We start from the raw sequence: 20,513 nt of genomic DNA, 5'->3' as shown, positions 1-20,513 counted from the left end.
CGCCATGGATCGGATCTCACCCCCGATGCGTCCCCTCCTACTGCTGTTCCTCAGCCTGGCCTTGAGCTTTCCCGCCTCTGCGACTATCAGCGAGAGCCACGGCTACGCCCAGTTCGGGACACTCAAGTATCCTGCCAGCTTCAGTCATTTTGACTGGGTCAACCCCGATGCGCCCAAAGGCGGCACGTTGCGCATCATGGCGTCGGGTACTTTCGATACGCTCAACCCCTACACGTTCAAGGGCAGCAGCCCGATCTCGACCGCACATTTCCTGCAGTACGGCGCCAATGAGCTGAACGAACCCTTGATGGTCGGCACTGGCGCTTACGACCCCTCGGGGGATGAGCCTGCCTCCAGCTATGGCCTGATCGCCAGAAGCGTCGAGTACAGCGAGGACCGCAGTTGGGTGGTCTTCAACCTGCGTCCGGAAGCGCGTTTTCACGATGGCAAGCCGATCACGGCCTACGACGTGGCCTTCTCCTATCGCCTGCTGCGCAATGACGGCCACCCGCAGTACCGCACCAACCTGCAGGAAGTGAAACGCGTCGATATTCTCGGCCGCCACCGCATCCGTTTCGTCTTCAAGCGCACCGGTAACCCACTGTTGATCCTGCGCCTGGGTGAACTGCCGGTCCTGCCGCAGCACTACTGGAAAGATCGCGACTTCAAGAGCACCACCTTCGAGGCGCCGCTGGGCAGCGGTCCCTACCGCATCGTCCAGGTGGTACCTGGCCGGCGCCTGGTATTCGAGCGGGTGAAGGACTGGTGGGGCAAGGATCTGCCGGTCAATCGCGGCAAATACAACTTCGACCGCGTCGAGGTGGAGTTCTACCGCGACAACCATGTCGCCTTCGAAGCCTTCAAGGCCGGCGAATTCGACTTCTATATAGAGAACCAGGCAAAGAACTGGAGCAACGGCTACCGCTTTCCGGCCGTTACCCGCGGCGAGGTGATTCGTGCCGAGATACCGCACCAGATTCCGACCCAGACCCAGGCGCTGTTCATGAACACGCGCCGCGATCTGTTCAGCGACCGCCGGGTGCGTGAGGCGCTGGGGCTGATGTTCGATTTCGAGTGGACCAATCGCACGCTGTTCAACAACGCCTACGTGCGCGCCGCCAGCTACTACCCCAACAGCGAATTCTCGGCCACTGGCAAGCCCGAAGGCGCGGAGTGGCTGTTGCTCTCGCCGCATCGCGACAAGCTACCCGCACGCCTGCTCACCGAGCCACCGACACAACCGGTAACTGACGGTCGCGGCATCCCTCGGGAAACCTTGCGCCGCGCCCTCGGTCTATTGACCGATGCCGGCTGGAAACCCTCCGGCCAGGAGCTGCGTAATGCTCGCGGTCAACGCCTCGAGTTCGAGATCATGCTGGTCAACCCCAGCCTCGAACGCATTCTCCAGCCCTATACTGCCAACCTCGCCAGTATCGGCATACGCGCCAACCTGCGCACTGTCGATCGCGCCCAGTACAAGCAGCGCCTTGACCAGTTCGACTACGACATGATCCTGCTGACCCTGCCGCAAACCCTCAGCCCGGGGCTGGAACAATCGCTGTACTTCCATTCCAGCCAGGTGAACATCAAGGGCGGCAAGAACTATGCCGGCGTCAACGATCCGGTGGTCGACGAGATGATCGACAAGCTGCTCTCGGCGCAGACTCGAGACGAACAGGTAGCCGCCACGCGGGCCTTGGACCGAGTCCTGCTCTGGCAGCACTACAGCATTCCCAACTGGTACATCAACTATCACCGCCTGGCGTACCGCAATCGGTTCGCCTTCGTCACCACGCCGCCCTACACACTGGGCCTGCGCACCTGGTGGCTGAAGCCTACGGAGAACGCTCGATGACCCACCCGCTGCGCAGTTTCCTGCTCCACGGTAGCAGCCTCATCCTGCTCGGTCTGGCCGGCCTCGCCTTCGCCACCCCCAAGCATGCCGTCACCCTGTATGACGAGGCGCCCAAGTACCCCGCCGACTTCACCCACTTCGAATACACCAACCCCGACGCCCCCAAAGGCGGTACCTTTCGTGAAGCCGGTTTCGGTAGCTTCGATAGCCTCAACCCCTTTATCAGCAAGGGGGTCGCCGCCGACAACATCGGCCTGATCTACGCCACCCTCACTGTGCAGAGCCTGGACGAGCCGTTCAGCGCCTATGGCCTGGTCGCGGAAACGATCGAGAAAGCCCCCGACAATGCCTGGGTGCGTTTCCTGTTACGCAAGGAAGCCCGCTTTCATGACGGCACGCCGATCACCGCCGAAGACGTCAAGTTCACCTTCGATACGCTGATGGAAAAAGGCGCGCCGATGTACCGCGGCTACTACGCCGACGTCGAGCAGGTGGAAGTGGAATCACCGCACAGCGTGCGCTTCGTGTTCAAGCACGCCGGCAACCGCGAACTGCCGCTGATCGTCGGCCAGTTGCCGGTGCTACCCAAGCACTGGTGGGCCGAGCGCGACTTCGCCAAGGGCAATCTCGAGGTACCGCTGGGCAGCGGCCCGTACAAGGTCGGCCGCGTCCAGGCCGGCCGCAGCATCCGCTATGAGCGTGTCGACGACTGGTGGGCCAAGGATCTGCCCGTGAGCCGCGGCTTCTACAACTTCGACAGCATCCAGATCGATTATTACCGCGACAACACCGTGGCCCTGGAGGCGCTGAAGGCCGGCCAGTTCGACTACTGGCTGGAAACCAGCGCGAAGAACTGGGCCACGGCCTACAACACCCCGGCGGTAGCCAACGGCCAGCTGATCAAGGAAGAAATCCAGAACCGCAACCCCACCGGCATGCAGGGTTTCATCTTCAACACCCGCCGTCCGCAGTTCCAGGATCGCCGCGTACGTGAGGCGCTGGGCCTGCTGTACGACTTCGAATGGGCCAACAAACGCCTGTTCTACGGCGCCTATTCCCGCACCCGCAGCTATTTCGACAATTCCGAACTGGGCTCGCAGGGGCTACCCGGTGAAGACGAACTGGCGATTCTAGAACCGCTGCGCGGCAAGATTCCGGCCGAGGTGTTCAGCGAGGAATTCCGTGTACCGGTCACCGACGGCAGCGGCATCATTCGCGAGCAACAGCGCCGCGCCTACCAACTGCTGCAACAGGCCGGCTGGCGCATCGAAGGTGATCGCATGCTCGATGCCAACGGTCAGCCGGTCAGCTTCGAGTTCCTTCTCGCACAAACCGAATTCGAGCGTGTGCTGCTGCCATTCAAGCGCAATCTGGCTGACCTTGGCATGGATCTGGTGATTCGCCGCGTCGACGTTTCGCAGTACATCAACCGCCTGCGCTCGCGTGACTTCGACATGATCGTCGGCGGCTTCGGCCAGTCCAACTCGCCGGGCAACGAGCAACGCGAATACTGGCACTCCTCCAGCGCCGACAATCCCGGTAGCCGCAATTTCATCGGCCTCAAGGACCCGGCCATCGATCAGATCGTCGAAGGTCTGATCAACGCCGACTCGCGGCAGAACCTGATCGCCCATACCCGTGCCCTCGATCGCGTGCTGCTGTGGGGCTATTACGTGATCCCCAATTGGCACATCAAGACCTGGCGTGTCGCCTACTGGAACCGTTTCGAGCACCCAAAGGTGACGCCACTCTACGATATCGGCCTGCACACCTGGTGGATGCGCCCAGGCCTGGAGCAGCCGAGCGAAGCTCAGCAGCAAGCCGCCGAACAAGCGACCGAAGAGGCGAAGCAATAACATGCTGGCCTATATCTTTCGTCGCCTGCTGCTGATCATCCCGACCCTGTTCGGCATTCTGGTCATCAACTTCATCATCATCCAGGCCGCGCCCGGCGGCCCGGTCGAGCAGATGATCGCCAAGCTGGAGGGTTTCGATGCGGCTGCCGGCGGCGCCACGGGGCGCATCGGTGGCGGCGGCGCCGAAGTGTCGGTGGCCGGCTCCAACTATCGCGGCGCCCAGGGCCTCGACCCACAACTGATCGCTGAGATCGAGAAGATGTACGGCTTCGACAAGTCGGCGCCCGAGCGTTTCTGGATCATGCTCAAGAACTACGCTCAGCTGGACTTCGGCTCCAGCTTCTTCCGCGACGCCCAGGTCATCGACCTGATCATCGAGAAGATGCCTGTATCGATCTCGCTTGGCCTGTGGAGCACCCTGATCATGTATCTGGTCTCCATCCCGCTGGGCATCGCCAAGGCCACGCGCCACGGCAGCGCCTTCGACGTCTGGACCAGCTCGGCGATCATCGTCGGCTACGCCATCCCGGCCTTCCTCTTCGCCATCCTGCTGATCGTGCTGTTCGCTGGTGGCAGCTACTGGGACTGGTTCCCGCTACGCGGGCTGACCTCGAACAACTTCGAGCAGCTCAGCCTCGGCGGCAAGATCCTCGACTACCTCTGGCACCTGGTGCTGCCAGTTACCGCCCTGGTCATCGGTAACTTCGCCACCCTGACCCTGCTGACCAAGAACAGTTTTCTCGACGAGATCAACAAACAGTACGTGGTGACCGCCCGCGCCAAGGGCCTGACCAACCATCGCGTGCTCTACGGCCACGTATTCCGTAACGCCATGCTGCTGATCATCGCGGGCTTCCCCGCCGCCTTCATCGGCATCTTCTTCACCGGCTCCCTGCTGATCGAGGTGATCTTCTCGCTCGACGGCCTCGGCCTGATGAGCTTCGAGGCGGCGATCAACCGCGACTATCCGGTGGTGTTCGGCACCCTGTTCATCTTCACCTTGCTGGGGCTGATCGTGAAATTGATCGGTGACATCACCTACACCCTGGTCGATCCGCGTATCGACTTCGAAAGCCGGGAGGGTTGAGTATGAAACTCTCCCCTCTCAATCGACGCCGCTTCGACCGTTTCAAGGCGCACAAGCGTGGCTGGTGGTCGCTGTGGCTGTTCCTCATCCTGTTCGGCCTGAGCCTGGGCGCCGAGCTGATCGCCAACGACAAGCCGCTGGCGGTGCGCTACGACGGCCAGTGGTACTTCCCGGTGCTCAAGCGCTACCCGGAAACGGTGTTCGGCGGTGAATTCCCGCTGCAGGCCAACTACAAGAGCCCCTACATCCAGGAACTGATCGCGGCAAAGGACGGCTGGATGCTCTGGCCGCCGATCCCCTTCAGCTATTCGAGCATCAACTACGACCTGGAGGTGCCCGCCCCCGCCCCGCCCTCGGCGCAGAACTGGCTGGGCACCGACGATCAGGGCCGTGACGTGCTGGCACGGGTGATCTACGGCTTTCGCATCTCGGTGCTGTTCGCCCTGATCCTGACCCTGGCCAGCTCGGTAATCGGCGTGATCGCCGGCGCGCTACAGGGCTTCTACGGCGGCTGGGTCGACCTGCTTGGCCAGCGCTTCCTGGAAATATGGTCGGGCCTGCCGGTGCTCTACCTGCTGATCATCCTCGCCAGCTTCGTGCAGCCGAACTTCTGGTGGCTGCTGGGCATCATGCTGCTGTTCTCCTGGATGAGCCTGGTCGACGTGGTACGCGCCGAGTTCCTGCGCGGGCGCAACCTCGAGTACGTACGCGCCGCCCGTGCCCTAGGAATGAGCAATGGCGCCATCATGTTCCGCCACATCCTGCCCAACGCCATGGTTTCCACCATGACCTTCATGCCCTTCATCCTCACCGGCGCCATTGGCACCCTCACTGCGCTGGACTTCCTCGGCTTCGGCCTGCCACCCGGCGCACCCTCGCTCGGTGAACTGGTCGCCCAGGGCAAGAGCAACCTGCAGGCGCCCTGGCTGGGCATCAGCGCCTTCGCCGTATTGGCGATCATGCTGAGCCTGCTGGTATTCATCGGCGAAGCCGCCCGCGATGCCTTCGACCCGAGGAAATGACATGAGCCAGAACGAAACCCTGTTGCAAGTGCGCGACCTGGCCGTCGAGTTCGTCACGGGCGAGCAGTGCCAGCGCGTGGTCGAAGGCGTCAGCTTCGACATCCGCCAGGGCGAGACCCTGGCCCTGGTTGGCGAGAGCGGCTCGGGCAAGTCGGTCACGGCGCACTCGATCCTGCGCCTCTTGCCCTACCCGCTCGCGCGCCACCCGCACGGCAGCATCGAGTACGCCGGCGAAGACCTGCTCAAGCTCAGCGAAGGCCGCCTGCGCGGCATCCGCGGCAACCGCATCGCCATGGTCTTCCAGGAGCCCATGACCTCGCTCAACCCGCTGCACAGTATCGAGAAGCAGATCAACGAAGTGCTCGCTCTGCATAAGGGCCTGCGCGGCAAGGCCGCCAGCGCGCGCACCCTCGAACTGCTGGAACTGGTCGGTATTCCCGAACCGAAGAAACGCCTCAAGGCCTACCCGCACGAACTCTCCGGCGGCCAACGGCAGCGTGTGATGATCGCCATGGCCCTGGCCAATGAACCACAGCTGCTGATCGCCGACGAGCCGACCACCGCTCTGGACGTCACCGTACAGCTGAAAATCCTCGAATTGCTCAAGGATCTGCAGGCACGCCTGGGCATGTCGCTGCTGTTGATCAGCCACGACCTCAACCTGGTTCGCAGAATTGCCCACCGCGTATGTGTCATGCAGCGCGGTCGCATCGTCGAACAGGCGTCGTGTGAAGAATTGTTCCAGGCTCCGCAGCATCCCTATACCCAGGAACTGCTCGGCGCCGAGCCCAGCGGCGACCCTGCGGCCAATCCTGCGGGCCAGCCGTTGCTGGAAGTGGACGACCTGCGTGTGTGGTTCCCGATCAAAAAGGGCCTGCTGCGCCGGACGGTGGATCATGTCAAAGCGGTGGACGGCATCAACTTCAGCCTGCCCCAGGGCCATACCCTGGGCATCGTCGGCGAAAGTGGTTCCGGCAAGTCCACGCTGGGCATGGCCATTCTGCGGCTACTCGCCAGTCGCGGTGATATCCGTTTTCAGGGCCAGCAGTTGCAGGGCCTGAGCCAGCAGGAAGTACGCCCGCTGCGCAGGCAGATGCAGGTGGTGTTTCAGGACCCCTTCGGCAGCCTGAGCCCGCGCATGTCGGTGAGCCAGATCGTCGGTGAAGGTCTGCGCATTCACCGTATGGGCAATGAGGCAGAGCAGGAACAGGCGATCATCGACGCGCTTTTGGAGGTAGGACTCGATCCGCAGACACGGCATCGCTACCCCCACGAGTTTTCTGGCGGGCAACGGCAGCGGATTGCCATTGCCCGGGCACTGGTGTTGAAACCGGCGCTGATCCTGCTGGACGAGCCCACTTCGGCGCTCGACCGTACGGTGCAGCGTCAGGTGGTGGAGTTGTTGCGCGGCTTGCAGGCCAAGTACAACCTGACCTATCTGTTTATCAGCCATGACCTGGCGGTAGTCAGAGCGCTGAGCCACCAGTTGATGGTGGTCAAGCAGGGCCAGGTGGTCGAACAGGGGTCTGCCGAGTCGATCTTCAGTGCACCGCAACACCCTTATACGCAGCAGTTGCTGGAAGCCGCTTTTCTGGCCCCGGCAACGGCTCACTGATCCTTGAAACAGGAAGAGGAATAGCACAATGGGTTTTCTAACCGGTAAGCGCGTACTCATCGTTGGCGTTGCCAGCAAACTGTCCATCGCCTCGGGTATCGCCGCCGCCATGCACCGCGAAGGTGCCGAGCTGGCCTTCACCTACCAGAACGAGAAGCTCAAGGGCCGCGTGGAAGACTTCGCTGCCGGCTGGGGCTCCAGCGCCGACCTGTGCTTCCCTTGCGATGTAGCCAGCGACGAGGAAATCGCCGCGGTGTTCGAAGCACTGAGCAAGAAGTGGGACGGCCTGGACTGCATCGTCCACTCGGTCGGCTTCGCCCCGGGCGACCAGCTCAATGGCGACTTCACCGACGTCACCACCCGTGAAGGCTTTAAGATCGCCCACGACATCAGCGCCTACAGTTTCGTTGCTCTGGCCAAGGCCGGTCGCGAAATGATGAAAGGCCGCAACGGCAGCCTGCTCACCCTCTCCTACCTGGGCGCCGAGCGCACCATGCCCAACTACAACGTCATGGGCATGGCCAAGGCCAGTCTGGAAGCCGGCGTACGCTACCTGGCCGGCAGCCTCGGCCCGGAAGGCACTCGCGTCAACGCCATCTCTGCCGGCCCGATTCGCACCCTGGCTGCCAGCGGCATCGCCAGCTTCCGCAAGATGCTGGCCGCCAACGAGAAGCAGACTCCGCTGCGCCGTAACGTGACCATCGAGGAAGTCGGCAATGCCGGCGCCTTCCTCTGCTCCGACCTGGCTTCGGGCATCAGCGGCGAGATCATGTACGTCGACGGCGGCTTCAACACCACTGCCATGGGCGCCATGGAAGACTGAGAAGGTCGCCGGACATCGCAGAGCGATGCCCGGCTCTGCCGCACCTCATGCACTACCCAGCCGTGCCTGAACCCACACGCCGCATATTGCTCAGCAAGTGCGGCGTTGTCGTTGCTGGCTTTTGTCAGCATTCAGCTACCCGAACCGAAACGCCACCACTACTCGGGACGCTGAACGCCTCATCCAACAGTGCATACTCTGCGCACTGGCATATGCCTTGCTTTCTCTACGTGCAGTGAGCCTCTCCGACGACGGACAAGGCCCGAACGACAACGGCGTCGTCTCCGAACTCGACCCTTTACGGCGGTGATCGGTACGACGCCTTTTTTGTGGGCCACCCGCACAGTTCTGCAAACCTCAGCTGGCGGCTCGGAACCTAATGCGTGGATGAAGGAAGTGACATGAGCGAACAGCATATCCCTCGCGGCGACGCCCTGGCCTGGGTCGGCGGCAGCGATGCACCGGAAAAGAGCGTGCTGAACATCGGTTTCATGGCCCTGAGCGATTCCGCCTCGGTGATAGTCGCGGCCACCCAGGGCTTTGCCGAAAAATATGGGCTGAGCCTCAAACTGCAGCGCCAGGCCTCCTGGGCCGGCCTGCGCGACCGCCTGCTCAGCGGCGAGCTGGACGCCGCCCACAGCCTGTACGGTTTGATCTACGGCGTGCAGCTCGGCCTCGGTGGCGCCGCGGCAACCGACATGGCGGTGCTCATGGGGCTGAACCAGAACGGCCAGAGCATCAACCTGTCGCACACGCTGCAAAGCGCCGGCGTGACCAGCGGTGAAGCACTGCACCAGCATGTGCACCAAAACAGAGCGCGACTGACCTTCGCTCAGACCTTCCCCACCGGCACCCATGCCATGTGGCTTTACTACTGGCTGGCCAGCCAGGGCATCCATCCGCTGCGCGACGTGGACAGCGTGGTGGTGCCACCGCCGCAGATGATCGAACACCTGGAGGCCAAGCGCATCGACGGCTTCTGCGTCGGCGAACCCTGGACCGCCAAGGCCGTCGATGAACAACTCGGCTGTACCGTCACCACCATCCAGGCAATCTGGCCGGATCACCCAGAAAAGGTGCTGGGCTGCACCCGCGCCTTCGCCGCACAGAACCCCAATACCGCCCGTGCGCTGATCATGGCGGTGCTCGACGCCGCACGCTTCATCGATGACAACGAGGAAAACAAGCGCAGCACCGCCCTGCTGCTCAGCGGCAGCGAATACGTCAATGCGCCGGTCTCGGCGATCACCCCACGCTTTCTCGGCCACTATCAGGACGGCCTCGGCCACGCCTGGCAGGACGAGCATCCGCTGCGCTTTCATGCCGGCGGCCTGGTCAACCAGCCCTACCTGTCCGATGCCATGTGGTTCATGACCCAATTCCGCCGTTGGGGCCTGCTACGCAAAGACCCCGACTACCTGGGCGTGGCCCGCCAGGTGCAGCAACTGGCCCTGTACCGCGAAGCCGCTACGGCGCTGGGAATTGCCGTGCCGGGCGAGATGCGCAGCTCCATCCTGCAGGACGGCACCAACTGGGACGGCAGCGCCCCTGCCGCGTACGCGCGCAGCTTCCGCCTCCATGCCCTGGCCGACAGCCCGGCTGTCGCCCTGTAACCGCCGGGAGAGCCATCGATGCTGCGTATCCTTCTGATCAACGACACCCCGAAGAAGGTCGGCCGCCTCAAGTGCGCGCTGATCGAGGCCGGATTCGAGGTCATCGACGAATCCGGGCTGACCATCGACCTGCCGGAGCGGGTCGAGGCCGTGCGCCCCGACGTTATCCTGATCGACACCGAGTCCCCTGGCCGCGACGTGATGGAACAGGTGGTACTGGTCAGCCGTGACCAACCGCGTCCAATCGTCATGTTCACCGACGAACACAACCCCAGCGTGATGCGCCAGGCGATCCAGAGTGGCGTCAGCGCCTACATTGTCGAAGGCATCCATGCCCAGCGCCTGCAACCCATCCTCGACGTCGCCATGGCCCGCTTCGAGAGCGATCAGGCATTGCGTGCCCAGCTCCAGGCACGCGATGCCCAACTGGCCGAGCGCAAGCGCGTCGAACAGGCCAAGGGCCTGCTGATGAAGATGAAGAGCTGCAACGAGGAAGAGGCCTATACGCTGATGCGCCGGCAGGCCATGAGTCGCCAGCAGAAGCTGATTCAGGTGGCCGAACAGATCATCGCCATGCACGACATGCTCGGCGGTTGACTGTTGCGCTACGCCGCTCGCTGGCTGTGCTGGACAGCGAGACGGCGGCGCGCGTATCTTCGCCGCAGGCTGCAGCAGTGGCCAACGTCGCTCGGACGGTTCCGGGCGCTTACGTACTTCGAGGAAATCATGGCTGATAACGCCAAGCGCCGCTTTGCGCGCATCGATCGTCTGCCCCCCTACGTCTTCAACATCACCGCCGAACTGAAGATGGCTGCACGCCGTCGCGGCGAGGACATCATCGACTTCTCCATGGGCAACCCCGACGGTGCGACTCCGCCGCACATCGTCGAGAAGCTGGTGCAGGTCGCCCAGCGTGAAGATACCCACGGCTACTCCACTTCCCGCGGTATTCCGCGCCTGCGCCGCGCCATCTCGCGCTGGTACAAGGATCGCTACGAGGTGGAGATCGACCCGGAAAGCGAAGCCATCGTCACCATCGGCTCCAAGGAAGGCCTGGCGCACCTGATGCTCGCCACCCTGGACCATGGCGACACGGTGCTGGTACCCAACCCCAGTTACCCGATCCATATCTACGGCGCGGTGATCGCTGGCGCCCAGGTGCGTTCCGTGCCGCTGGTGCCGGGCGTGGACTTCTTCGCCGAGCTGGAACGCGCCATTCGCGAGTCGATTCCCAAGCCGAAGATGATGATTCTCGGCTTCCCCTCCAACCCCACCGCACAGTGCGTGGAGCTGGACTTCTTCGAGCGCGTGGTAACCCTGGCCAAGCAGTACGACGTACTGGTGATTCACGACCTGGCCTACGCCGACATCGTTTATGACGGTTGGAAGGCGCCTTCGATCATGCAGGTACCCGGCGCCAAGGACATCGCGGTGGAGTTCTTCACCCTGTCCAAGAGCTACAACATGGCCGGCTGGCGCATCGGTTTCATGGTCGGCAACCCCGAACTGGTCAGCGCCCTGGCGCGGATCAAGAGCTACCACGACTATGGCACCTTCACCCCGCTACAGGTGGCGGCCATCGCTGCACTGGAAGGCGACCAGCAGTGCGTGCGCGATATCGCCGAACAGTATCGTCAGCGGCGTAACCTGCTGGTCAAGGGCCTGCACGAGATCGGCTGGATGGTGGAAAAGCCCAAGGCTTCCATGTACATCTGGGCCAAGATTCCCGACGCCTACGCGCACCTGGGCTCGCTGGAGTTCGCCAAGAAACTGCTGGCCGAAGCCAAGGTCTGCGTCTCGCCTGGATTGGGTTTTGGCGACTATGGCGACGACCATGTGCGCTTCGCCCTGATCGAGAACCAGGACCGCAGCCGTCAGGCGCTGCGCGGCATCAAGGCGATGTTCCGCGCCGACGGGTTGCTGCCAGGCAAGCCGGCCAAGGCAGAGACCGAGTAAGCATTGAAGGGCGCCGTGAGGCGCCCTTTCTACGTGGGCATGGAAACCGACAAGTTCTGCGACAATTCAGGACGTTACGCACGCCAAGCGATAGTTTCGAGCAATTGCCCGACAGAGTGAGCGCCCGTACACTGCGCGCCCCTTCCCTGACGGTTCTCCCCAATGCTCTACGTCTTGCGCATACTGCTGATGGGCGTGCATTTCATCCTGGCCGGCCTGCTCGGCCTGCTGCTCGGCCTGTGCCGCCCGTTCAACCCCGACAACAGCCACCTCTGCGCGCGTTTTTATTCGCTGCCCGCCCTATGCCTGCTGCGCCTGAAGCTGAAGACTGACGTACGCCCGCTTTTAGAACACCAGCGCTCCTGCGTGATCATCGCCAACCACCAGTCCAACTTCGACCTCTACGTGCTTGGCCGCGTGGTACCGGAACGCACCGTGAGCATCGGCAAGAAGAGCCTCAAGTGGGTGCCATTCTTCGGTCAGCTCTACTGGCTGGCCGGTAACGTGCTGATCGATCGCAGCAATGCCGTAGCCGCCAAGCGCGCAATGCTGACCACCACCGAAACCCTGCGCAATCGCGACACTTCGATCTGGGTCTTCCCGGAAGGCACGCGCAACCTTGGCCGAGGCCTGCTGCCGTTCAAGAAAGGCGCGTTTCAAATGGCGATCACGGCCGGTGTTCCGATCATCCCGGTGTGCGTGAGCAACTACAGCAAAGTCATGCGCCTGAATCGCTGGAACAGCGGCCGCATCCTGATTCGCTCGCTGCCGGCAATCCCTACTGCCGGCCTGAGCCTGGACGACATGCCCGCGCTGATGGAGCGTTGTCAGCAGGCCATGAGCGAATGTATCAGCAGCATGGACAAGGAACTGGCGTCCGCGTGAGGTATAACGCGGGATGCCGGAGCGAGCAGGCAACTCGCGCCTGCTATCAAATCCATCGATAGTTACTCTGCAGAACATCCATTATTCAATCGAAATGACTTCGACGATTCTGTGCCCACACCCACTCCTGACCTGGAGCACAGAACATGTCCCGCCTCTCTCAAGCCGCCCGCAACGGCGCTCTCGCTGCCATCGGCCTGTACCTGATCAGCACCTCGACGGTGCTGGTCGTGAGTTACGCCGCCGTCCAGCCAAGCACTCCAACCATAGAACAACCAGGCCCGCTGCAGAGCCTGATCACTCATTTGCCCGCCCTGCTCGGCGCGCGCTCGCAAGGTTGAGTGAACGGCCATGATCAAAAATCACCGCACCCGCCTGCTGGTGCTCGCCAGCCTGTCGCTGCTGACCACCTTGCTGGCCCTCAGTGGCATCGGCAAAGGCTCGGCTGGCGCCGTGGCGCGCAACATCGAATGCAGCCACAAACTGGCTCATCACCTGGACCTGGCCGAAAGCCTCAAGCGGCAGCGCAGCAGCCCGCCACCGAACAGAAGCGAACGGCTCTCGCCATACTTCGTGCTCACTCAGCAGACATGAAAAAGCCCGGATGACCGGGCTTTTTCATGTCTCGATATCAGACTCAGGCCTTGGCTTGCTTGCCTTGAGCAACAAAGCGCATCATCCACTCAGCCACTGCACTGCCCTGCTGCGAATGCTTGAGGCTATCCACCCCCTGCTGATAGACCTGCTCGCCAAGATGCTGCTGACGCAGATCGAGCAACGCCCGCGAATAGTCGTGCACGAACTCCGGGTGGCCCTGAAAACACAGGACCTGATCCTCGATGCGGTAGGCGCCAATCGGGCAGAAGTCACTGGTAGCCAGCAGCGTGGCCTTCTCCGGCAGACGGGTCACCTGATCCTGGTGGCTGATCAGCAACTGCAGTTCGTCCAGCGCCGGGGTCATCCACTCGGGTTTGTTCTCCAGGCGATAGCTGTGCACCCCTACGCCCCAGCCCTGCTCCGCGCGCTCGGCTTTGCCACCGAGCAGCAACGCCAATAGCTGATGACCAAAGCAAATGCCCAGCAGCTTGTCGCCACGCTTGTAGCGCTCCAGCAGGTATTCCTTGAGCGTTTGAATCCAGGCCTCACTGCCAAAGGAGTCGGCTTTGCTGCCAGTCACAAGATAGGCATCGAATTTCTCGCTATCGGGCGGGTAATGGCCATTCACCACGTTGTAGACACTGAACTCCGCCGCCACCGGCTGCTGAGCGAACAACTGCTCGAACATGCGGCCATAGCCCTGATACTGGTCAACCAGTTCGGGACGGAGGATGTCAGTTTCCAGAATACAGATACGCAGTGGCATGAGGTTTCCTGTGGTGAGCACGCGGGCGGGTAATTTGTGCGTTTTTCTTAACATATGAATTCGTACAAATAAATAGCCGAGCCCGATTTTCAAGCAGATCCGCGATTATCGGCGCTGTGCAACGCCACGAACAGTCGTCAATTAAAATTGACGAAACTTTACCCTGTCAGTGCATGGCGACGTTTCATCAGCCGCTTCGATAGTTACCATGCACGCCATTCACTTCTGTGATTGCACGCTCGCAGCGAATATCGCCACAACGGGCAGTCGCCCTCATGCACAGAAAGAAATCGATCATGAGCACCTACTCCGCACTCGCCAGCTTCGCCGCCGCTTCCGCCTTCCAGACCGTCGCACCGGTTCGTCCCGAGCAGGCTGCCGCCGTAGCCCGCGACGTTCGTCCGAGCTGACACAACCCAGGAGAGCCGCCATGCACAGCCAACTCAGCCTGGACGCCTACGGCGTCACCTACGCCCACCTTCAAGATGGCAACCTGCAGTTCGAAACCGAAGCCGCCCTGCAACTCGATGATGGCAGCATGTTGACCCTGCGCATGCCAACTCGCCACAGCGAGATGCTGGCGATCCACGAAGCCGTGTGCATCCGTCAGGGCTGGTGCCAGGCGGCGTGAGAAAGCGATGATCTAGACTCCTCGTGACATTCACGGTGCGGAACGAGGCTGGCCCCATGCAAACACGCACTCTGATCACCCTGTTCGGCGGTAGCCTGTTGCTTGCCGGCAACGCTCTAGCAGATCGCCCCGACAGCGACTGGATCAGCATCGACGAGGCGCTGAGCAAAGCACGTGCAGCTGGCTACACGGAGCTACACAAGATCGAAGCCGACAATGACGGTTACTGGGAAGGCGAAGGCCTGAAACAGGATGGCCGTCTTCACGAATTTCGTATCGACGGCAAGAGCGGTGCAGTGATTCGCGACCAGTTGGAAGATTGACTGAAACGGCCCTTTCGGGCCGTTTCTGCATCCGTAGGGGGCGCCGTGCGCACCGGGGACACTCCGCTTAAGCGGTGCGCATGGCCTGGGCGGCCCCGCGACACCCTACAAGGGAGGCTCAGAACGTCTCGCCCTTGGCGGCCTTTTCCAGCAACAGCGCAGGCGGCAGGAAACGTTCGCCGTACTGCTCGGCCAGGTACTGCGCACGGGCGACGAAGTCCTTCGCCCCGTACTGGTTGATGAACTGCAGCGCACCACCGGTCCAGGCGGCGAAGCCGATACCGAAGATCGAGCCGATGTTGGCATCGGCCACTGACTTCAAGACGCCCTCTTCGACGCAGCGAACCGTCTCGATGGCCTGGATGAACAGGATGCGGTCACGCACGTCCTCCTGCGAGATCTGCGCATCGGCCTTTTCGAAACGCGCCTTGAGCTCGGGCCACAGGTACTTCTTGCCGCCTGCCGGGTAATCGTAGAAACCGCCACCGGCCGCCTTGCCCGGACGCTTGAACTCGTTAAGCATCAGATCGATCACCGCAAACGCCGGGTGCTCGGGAATGGATTTGCCCTCGGCCGCCAGATCCGAGAGGGTCTGCTGGCGGATGTGGTTCATCAGGCTCATCGACACTTCGTCGCTGATCGCCAGCGGGCCGACCGGCATGCCGGCCTTGCGCGCTTCGTTCTCGATCATCGCCGCGCTCACGCCTTCGCCGAGCATGGCGATGCCCTCGTTGGTGAAGGTGCCGAACACCCGCGAGGTAAAGAAGCCGCGGCTGTCGTTGACCACGATGGGCGTCTTCTTGATCTGCATGACGTAGTCGAAGCCGCGCGCCAGCGTTTCATCGCTGGTCTGCTCACCGCGGATGATTTCCACCAGCGGCATCTTGTCCACCGGGCTGAAGAAGTGCAGGCCGATGAATTTCTCCGGTTTGGCCACGGCAGCCGCCAGGCCGGTGATCGGCAGCGTCGAGGTGTTGGAGGCGATCACCGCATCGCTCAGCGCAGCAGCTTCGGCTGCCGCGGTGACCTTGCCCTTGAGCGCACGATCCTCGAATACGGCTTCGATGATCAGGTCGCAGCCGGCAAAATCCGCCTCGCTATCGGTAGCCTTGATCAGCGCCAGGAAAGCCTCACGCTGCTCGGCCGTCATGTGGCCCTTGCTCACTTTCTTGTCGAGCAGCTTGGCCGAGTAGCCCTTGCCCTTCTCCGCCGCGTCGAGGGACACATCCTTGAGTACCACTTCGATGCCGGCCGCCGCCGACACATAGGCGATGCCGGCGCCCATCATGCCGGCGCCAAGCACGCCGACCTTTTTCGTCTGGGTTTTCGGATAGCCCTGTGGGCGCGAGCTGCCGGCGTTGATCTCGTTGAGTTGGAACCAGAAGGTACCAATCATGTTCTTCGCCACCTGGCCGGTGGTCAGCTCGGTGAAGTAGCGCGCCTCGATGATCTGCGCGGTGTCGAAGTCGACCTGCGCGCCTTCTACGGCCGCGCACATGATCTTCTCCGGCGCCGGGAAGCAGCCCTTGGTCTTGTTGCGCAGCACGCTCGGGGCGATGGCCAGCATCTGCGCCACGTTCGGCGAACTCGGCGTGCCGCCGGGAATCTTGTAGCCCTGCACATCCCACGGCTGCTTGGCCACCGGGTTGGCGGCGATCCAGGCACGCGCTTTGGCCAGCATCTCGTCACGGTCGCTGGCCAGATCGTGGATCAGGCCGGCCTTGAGCGCAGCGTCCGGGCGTACCTTCTTACCCTCGGCCAGGTACGGCAGGGCCTTTTCCAGGCCAAGCAGGCGCACCATGCGCACCACCCCACCGCCGCCCGGCAGCAGGCCGAGGGTGACTTCCGGCAGGCCGAGCTGGACGTGGCTCTCGTTCAGCGCGATGCGGTGGTGGCAGGCCAGGGCGATTTCCCAGCCGCCGCCCAGCGCTGCGCCGTTGATGGCGGCAACCACCGGCTTGCCGAGGGTTTCCAGGCGGCGCAGTTGGCCCTTGATTCTCAGGATCATCTCGTAGAAGCCCTGGGCCTCGGCCTGGGTGACCTTGATCAGTTCATTGAGGTCGCCGCCGGCGAAGAAGGTCTTCTTCGCCGAGGTGACGATCACCCCGGCGATCGAGTCCTTTTCCGCTTCCAGGCGGTCGACGATCTGGCCCATGGCCTCGCGGTACACCGCGTTCATGGTATTGGCGCTCTGGCCGGGCATGTCCATGGTCAGGACGACGATATTGTCCTGGCCTTTTTCGTAACGGATGGCGTCTGTCATTTTTGTATTCTCTTCCCAAAGCTGTGGGAGCTGCGTAGCTGCGTAGGGCGGGTGCAACCCGCCAGCACACGAATGGCGGGTTTCACCCGTACCGATCAGATTCGTTCGATGATGGTGGCGATGCCCATGCCGCCGCCCACGCAGAGGGTGGCAAGGCCGTAGCGCAACTGGCGCTTCTCCAGTTCATCGAGCAGCGTGCCGAGGATGGCGCAGCCGGTGGCGCCCAGCGGGTGGCCCATGGCGATGGAACCGCCGTTGACGTTGACCTTGTCCTCGCTCACGCCCATGTCCTTCATGAACTTCATGACAACGGAGGCAAAAGCCTCGTTGACCTCGAACAGGTCGATGTCGTCGATGGAGAGTCCCGCCTTGGCCAGCGCCTTACGCGTGGCCGGCGCCGGGCCGGTGAGCATGATGGTCGGGTCGGTGCTGGTCACCGCGGTGGCGACGATGCGCGCACGCGGTTTCAGGCCCAGTTCCTTGCCCTTGGCCGCGGAGCCGATCAGCATCAGCGCGGCGCCGTCGACGATGCCGGAGCTGTTGCCCGGCGTGTGTACGTGCTCGATACGCTCAACATGGCTGTAGACGCGCAGCGCAGTGGCGTCGAAGCCCATCTGCCCCATCATCTCGAAGCTCGGCTTGAGCTTGCCGAGGCCTTCCAGGGTCGAATCGCCACGGATGAACTCGTCATGGTCAAGCAGCACGATGCCGTTCTGGTCGGTCACCGGCACCAGCGACTTGGCGAACGAGCCATCAGCGCTGGCGCGCGCCGCCTTGTGCTGCGAGCACAGGGCGAAGGCATCGACATCAGCGCGGCTGAAATCCTCCAGGGTGGCGATCAGGTCGGCACCGATACCCTGCGGGACGAAATTGGTGTGGATGTTGGTTTCCGGGTCCATGACCCAGGCGCCGCCGTCCGAGCCCATGGGCACGCGCGACATGGACTCCACGCCACCGACCACCACCAGATCCTCGAAGCCGGAGCGCACCTTCATCGCGCCCAGGTTCACCGCCTCCAGGCCCGAGGCGCAGAAGCGGTTGAGCTGCACGCCGGCGACGCTGACGTCCCAGTCCGCGACCATGGCGGCGGTCTTGGCGATATCGGCGCCCTGATCGCCCACGGGCGTCACGCAGCCCAGCACGATGTCGTCCACCTGGCTGGTATCCAGATCGTTGCGCGTTTGCAGGGCATTGAGCAGGCCGGCAATCAGCTGAACCGGCTTGACGCTGTACAGCGCGCCGTCCTTCTTGCCCTTGCCACGCGGTGTGCGCACCGCATCGAAAATATATGCTTCGGTCATGGCGTCCTCGGAGACTGATACGGCGCTGGCGGAACATCACAAACCGGCCGCGCCTGTTCTTATTGAGCCTGACTACCATAGCGCTGGTACATCAGCGCTCAATGACCTAAGCGCTCAGCACCATTGACCGCTGAGCTCAGACGAACGGTCGCTTGCTCGAACTGACAGTTGCAAGGGCGAGCAAGCTGTCTGCTTCAAGGCCTGCATTGTTCTGGAGGACGTCGCACATAGCCCCAGCTTCCTAACAGCACTTCGTTAGCAACCAAACCATCTAAGGAAACTGTGACGTCAGCCCTAGAGTTACTCCTGTGCCTGTATCGAAAAACGGGTGCAGGGAACCGTCGCCGGGTCATGCCGGGGCGGGCAATCAAAGTAACGCCCAGGTGTGACGCAGCAGCCTGCCGCATGGTGATGCAGGCTCCCGGTGCCACCCCCATAACAACAAAAGGCATGCAGCCATGTTCAAACAGCCGAAATATCGCCAGGCTGGCGTAATACTTTTCGCCACGGCAATCATCCTGATCCTTCCCAATCTGACCCGTCTGGTCAGTTGACTTTATACTTCCCCGCTGCTGTGCCGACGCCGTGGTGCGCTCAGTGCAGGGCGGGCGCTTGCTTGTGGACGGCGTGCTGACTTCGGGCAAAGATAGGCAAAAGCCCCCTGCCCTGGAGCCGGACATGCGTTTTCTCATCTTGCTGAGCGGCCTGCTCACCTTTCTTGGCGCCCAGGCTGAAGAAGTCGATCAAGCTGCCGCTCTGGCCACCCTGCAACGGGCCGACAGCCTGCTGATCGACGTACGCAGCAGCGAGGAATTTTCCGCTGGAGCCCTGCCTGGCGCCATTCGCATCGGTCATGACGAGATCGCCGCGCAGATCGCCAGCATCGCACCGGACAAGGACAGCCCCCTGGTGCTCTATTGCCGCAGCGGCCGCCGCTCGGGACTGGCCAAGCAAAGCCTGGAGAATCTGGGTTACCGCCAGGTGATCAATGCCGGCGCTTATGACGATCTGCTACCTCTGCTGGAGGCCGAGGAGTGAGGGCTCTGCTGCTTGCACTATTGGTTCCGGGCGGCACAGCGCAGGCTGCGCAGCTCGAGATACATCTGAGCTGCGGACAACGCAACTGGAGCAGCAGCGAGTTGCTCAGTCATCCGCAGACACGTGACATCGAGATAGACGAAGACGTGAGTTACAAGCGGCCCATGCGTTACCGAGCGGTGCCCATAAGCGCCCTGCTGGACGGCCTAACCGCTGGCGACCACCTGCAGGCCGTGGCCCTCGACGGCTTTGCTGCCGAGCTGCCGGCTGCCACGCTGCTGGCTCGCGAGGGTGCCAAGGCGTGGCTGGCCATCGAGGATCCGCAACGCCCCTGGCCACCGTTGGCCAAGGATAAGCCCAGCGCCGGTCCCTTCTATCTGGTCTGGACCGATCCGGCCGCCAGCCAGATCGGCCCGGAGCAGTGGCCCTTCCAGGTCGCCCGGATTCGCCAGCTCGCCACTGTTGAACAACGCTTCCCCGCCTTGCTGCCGGCAGTGGATGCCAGCGCCGAAATCCGTGCCGGTTTCGCCGCGTATCAGAAGAACTGCATGGCCTGCCACCGACTCAATGGCGCTGGCGACTCCGAATTCGGCCCGGACCTGAACATTCCACACAGCCCGACCGAATACTTCACCGGCGACTTCCTGCGCCAGTACATCCGTGACCCACAAAGCCTGCGCCGCTGGCCGCAGGGGGCGCATGCCGGGGTTCAGTGAACAGGTACTACCACCCGCCGAACTGGAACGACTGATCGCCTACCTGCAGCATATGGCGCAGCGCAAGAACGCCCCGGAGCCTGACGACACCTAGCCTGCAGGAACGATTCAAGTAGGGTGCGCCGTGCGCACCGGCGCTTTGACCAGGCGCCTGGTGCGCAAATGG

Annotated in this window: 19 protein-coding genes and 1 pseudogene; 17 read left to right on the top strand and 3 right to left on the bottom strand. The window is 62.6% G+C overall.

Annotated features, from left to right (window positions below; genetic code table 11):
- Positions 1-25: 25 nt before the first annotated feature.
- The 12 genes from PSOLE_RS12185 to PSOLE_RS12130 all read left to right on the top strand — a co-directional run bounded on the left by PSOLE_RS12185 (position 26) and on the right by PSOLE_RS12130 (position 13,306).
- A complete protein-coding gene (locus tag PSOLE_RS12185; protein WP_039964729.1) occupies positions 26-1,855 on the top strand; it encodes an extracellular solute-binding protein in 1,830 nt (609 codons plus the stop codon).
- Positions 1,852-3,711: an extracellular solute-binding protein gene (locus PSOLE_RS12180; RefSeq protein ID WP_003461416.1), complete on the top strand. Its 1,860-nt coding sequence runs from the start codon at positions 1,852-1,854 to the stop codon at positions 3,709-3,711. Before PSOLE_RS12185 ends, PSOLE_RS12180 begins: the two co-directional genes overlap by 4 nt.
- 1 nt (position 3,712) lies before the next feature.
- Positions 3,713-4,798, top strand: a complete 1,086-nt coding sequence (locus PSOLE_RS12175; protein ID WP_003461414.1) for a microcin C ABC transporter permease YejB — start codon at positions 3,713-3,715, stop codon at positions 4,796-4,798.
- Between the two features lie 2 nt (positions 4,799-4,800).
- Positions 4,801-5,820, top strand: a complete 1,020-nt coding sequence (locus PSOLE_RS12170) for an ABC transporter permease (protein ID WP_074856028.1) — start codon at positions 4,801-4,803, stop codon at positions 5,818-5,820.
- Position 5,821: 1 nt separating this feature from the next.
- Positions 5,822-7,435 carry an ABC transporter ATP-binding protein gene (locus tag PSOLE_RS12165; protein ID WP_003461410.1) on the top strand — a complete coding sequence of 538 codons (1,614 nt, stop codon included), beginning with the start codon at positions 5,822-5,824 and terminating at the stop codon, positions 7,433-7,435.
- A gap of 28 nt (positions 7,436-7,463) precedes the next feature.
- On the top strand, positions 7,464-8,258 hold the full coding sequence (fabI, locus tag PSOLE_RS12160) for an enoyl-ACP reductase FabI (RefSeq protein WP_003461408.1): 795 nt from the start codon (positions 7,464-7,466) through the stop codon (positions 8,256-8,258).
- Positions 8,259-8,659: 401 nt separating this feature from the next.
- Positions 8,660-9,871, top strand: a complete 1,212-nt coding sequence (locus PSOLE_RS12155) for a CmpA/NrtA family ABC transporter substrate-binding protein (RefSeq protein ID WP_074856026.1) — start codon at positions 8,660-8,662, stop codon at positions 9,869-9,871.
- A gap of 18 nt (positions 9,872-9,889) precedes the next feature.
- Complete coding sequence (locus PSOLE_RS12150) at positions 9,890-10,468, top strand: ANTAR domain-containing response regulator (protein ID WP_003461404.1); 579 nt, start codon at positions 9,890-9,892, stop codon at positions 10,466-10,468.
- Positions 10,469-10,597: 129 nt separating this feature from the next.
- A complete protein-coding gene (alaC, locus tag PSOLE_RS12145) occupies positions 10,598-11,827 on the top strand; it encodes an alanine transaminase (RefSeq protein WP_074856024.1) in 1,230 nt (409 codons plus the stop codon).
- Positions 11,828-11,989: 162 nt separating this feature from the next.
- On the top strand, positions 11,990-12,712 hold the full coding sequence (locus PSOLE_RS12140) for a lysophospholipid acyltransferase family protein (RefSeq protein ID WP_074856022.1): 723 nt from the start codon (positions 11,990-11,992) through the stop codon (positions 12,710-12,712).
- Between the two features lie 146 nt (positions 12,713-12,858).
- Positions 12,859-13,053 (top strand): hypothetical protein, encoded by a 195-nt coding sequence (locus PSOLE_RS12135; RefSeq protein WP_003461399.1) that lies wholly within the window; start codon positions 12,859-12,861, stop codon positions 13,051-13,053.
- A 10-nt stretch (positions 13,054-13,063) separates the two neighbouring features.
- A complete protein-coding gene (locus PSOLE_RS12130; RefSeq protein WP_003461396.1) occupies positions 13,064-13,306 on the top strand; it encodes a hypothetical protein in 243 nt (80 codons plus the stop codon).
- Positions 13,307-13,349: 43 nt separating this feature from the next.
- Here the strand turns inward: PSOLE_RS12130 and PSOLE_RS12125 are convergent, their stop codons facing one another.
- A complete protein-coding gene (locus tag PSOLE_RS12125) occupies positions 13,350-14,075 on the bottom strand; it encodes an amidotransferase (RefSeq protein WP_074856021.1) in 726 nt (241 codons plus the stop codon).
- 296 nt (positions 14,076-14,371) lie between these two features.
- Between PSOLE_RS12125 and PSOLE_RS24935 the strand changes: the two genes are divergently transcribed.
- The 3 genes from PSOLE_RS24935 to PSOLE_RS12115 are packed head-to-tail and all read left to right on the top strand — an operon-like array spanning position 14,372 to position 15,029.
- Positions 14,372-14,485: a PA2485 family small membrane protein gene (locus PSOLE_RS24935; protein ID WP_279530729.1), complete on the top strand. Its 114-nt coding sequence runs from the start codon at positions 14,372-14,374 to the stop codon at positions 14,483-14,485.
- 20 nt (positions 14,486-14,505) lie between these two features.
- The gene (gene ptrC / locus PSOLE_RS12120) at positions 14,506-14,706 is read left to right on the top strand and encodes a type III secretion system co-regulatory protein PtrC (protein WP_074856020.1); all 201 of its coding nucleotides are present in this window, start codon (positions 14,506-14,508) and stop codon (positions 14,704-14,706) included.
- A 56-nt stretch (positions 14,707-14,762) separates the two neighbouring features.
- Positions 14,763-15,029: a PepSY domain-containing protein gene (locus PSOLE_RS12115; protein ID WP_074856018.1), complete on the top strand. Its 267-nt coding sequence runs from the start codon at positions 14,763-14,765 to the stop codon at positions 15,027-15,029.
- 118 nt (positions 15,030-15,147) lie between these two features.
- Here PSOLE_RS12115 and PSOLE_RS12110 read toward each other — a convergent pair whose 3' ends face one another.
- Positions 15,148-17,292, bottom strand: coding sequence for a 3-hydroxyacyl-CoA dehydrogenase NAD-binding domain-containing protein (locus PSOLE_RS12110; protein WP_074856017.1), 2,145 nt, complete (start codon positions 17,290-17,292; stop codon positions 15,148-15,150).
- 95 nt (positions 17,293-17,387) lie between these two features.
- Positions 17,388-18,593, bottom strand: coding sequence for an acetyl-CoA C-acetyltransferase (locus PSOLE_RS12105; RefSeq protein WP_074856015.1), 1,206 nt, complete (start codon positions 18,591-18,593; stop codon positions 17,388-17,390).
- Positions 18,594-19,271: 678 nt separating this feature from the next.
- Here PSOLE_RS12105 and PSOLE_RS12100 point away from each other — a divergent pair.
- Positions 19,272-19,631, top strand: a complete 360-nt coding sequence (locus PSOLE_RS12100; RefSeq protein WP_074856013.1) for a rhodanese-like domain-containing protein — start codon at positions 19,272-19,274, stop codon at positions 19,629-19,631.
- Positions 19,628-20,441 (top strand): annotated as a pseudogene (locus tag PSOLE_RS12095) (c-type cytochrome). The gene PSOLE_RS12100 and the pseudogene PSOLE_RS12095 overlap by 4 nt, the downstream one beginning before the upstream one ends.
- Positions 20,442-20,513 lie beyond the last annotated feature (72 nt).

The organism is Pseudomonas oleovorans subsp. oleovorans, assembly GCF_002197815.1.
Classification (GTDB): domain Bacteria; phylum Pseudomonadota; class Gammaproteobacteria; order Pseudomonadales; family Pseudomonadaceae; genus Aquipseudomonas; species Aquipseudomonas oleovorans.
Note: the sequence above shows the minus strand (reverse complement) of the source record. Positions and strands in the feature narration are given on the sequence as shown.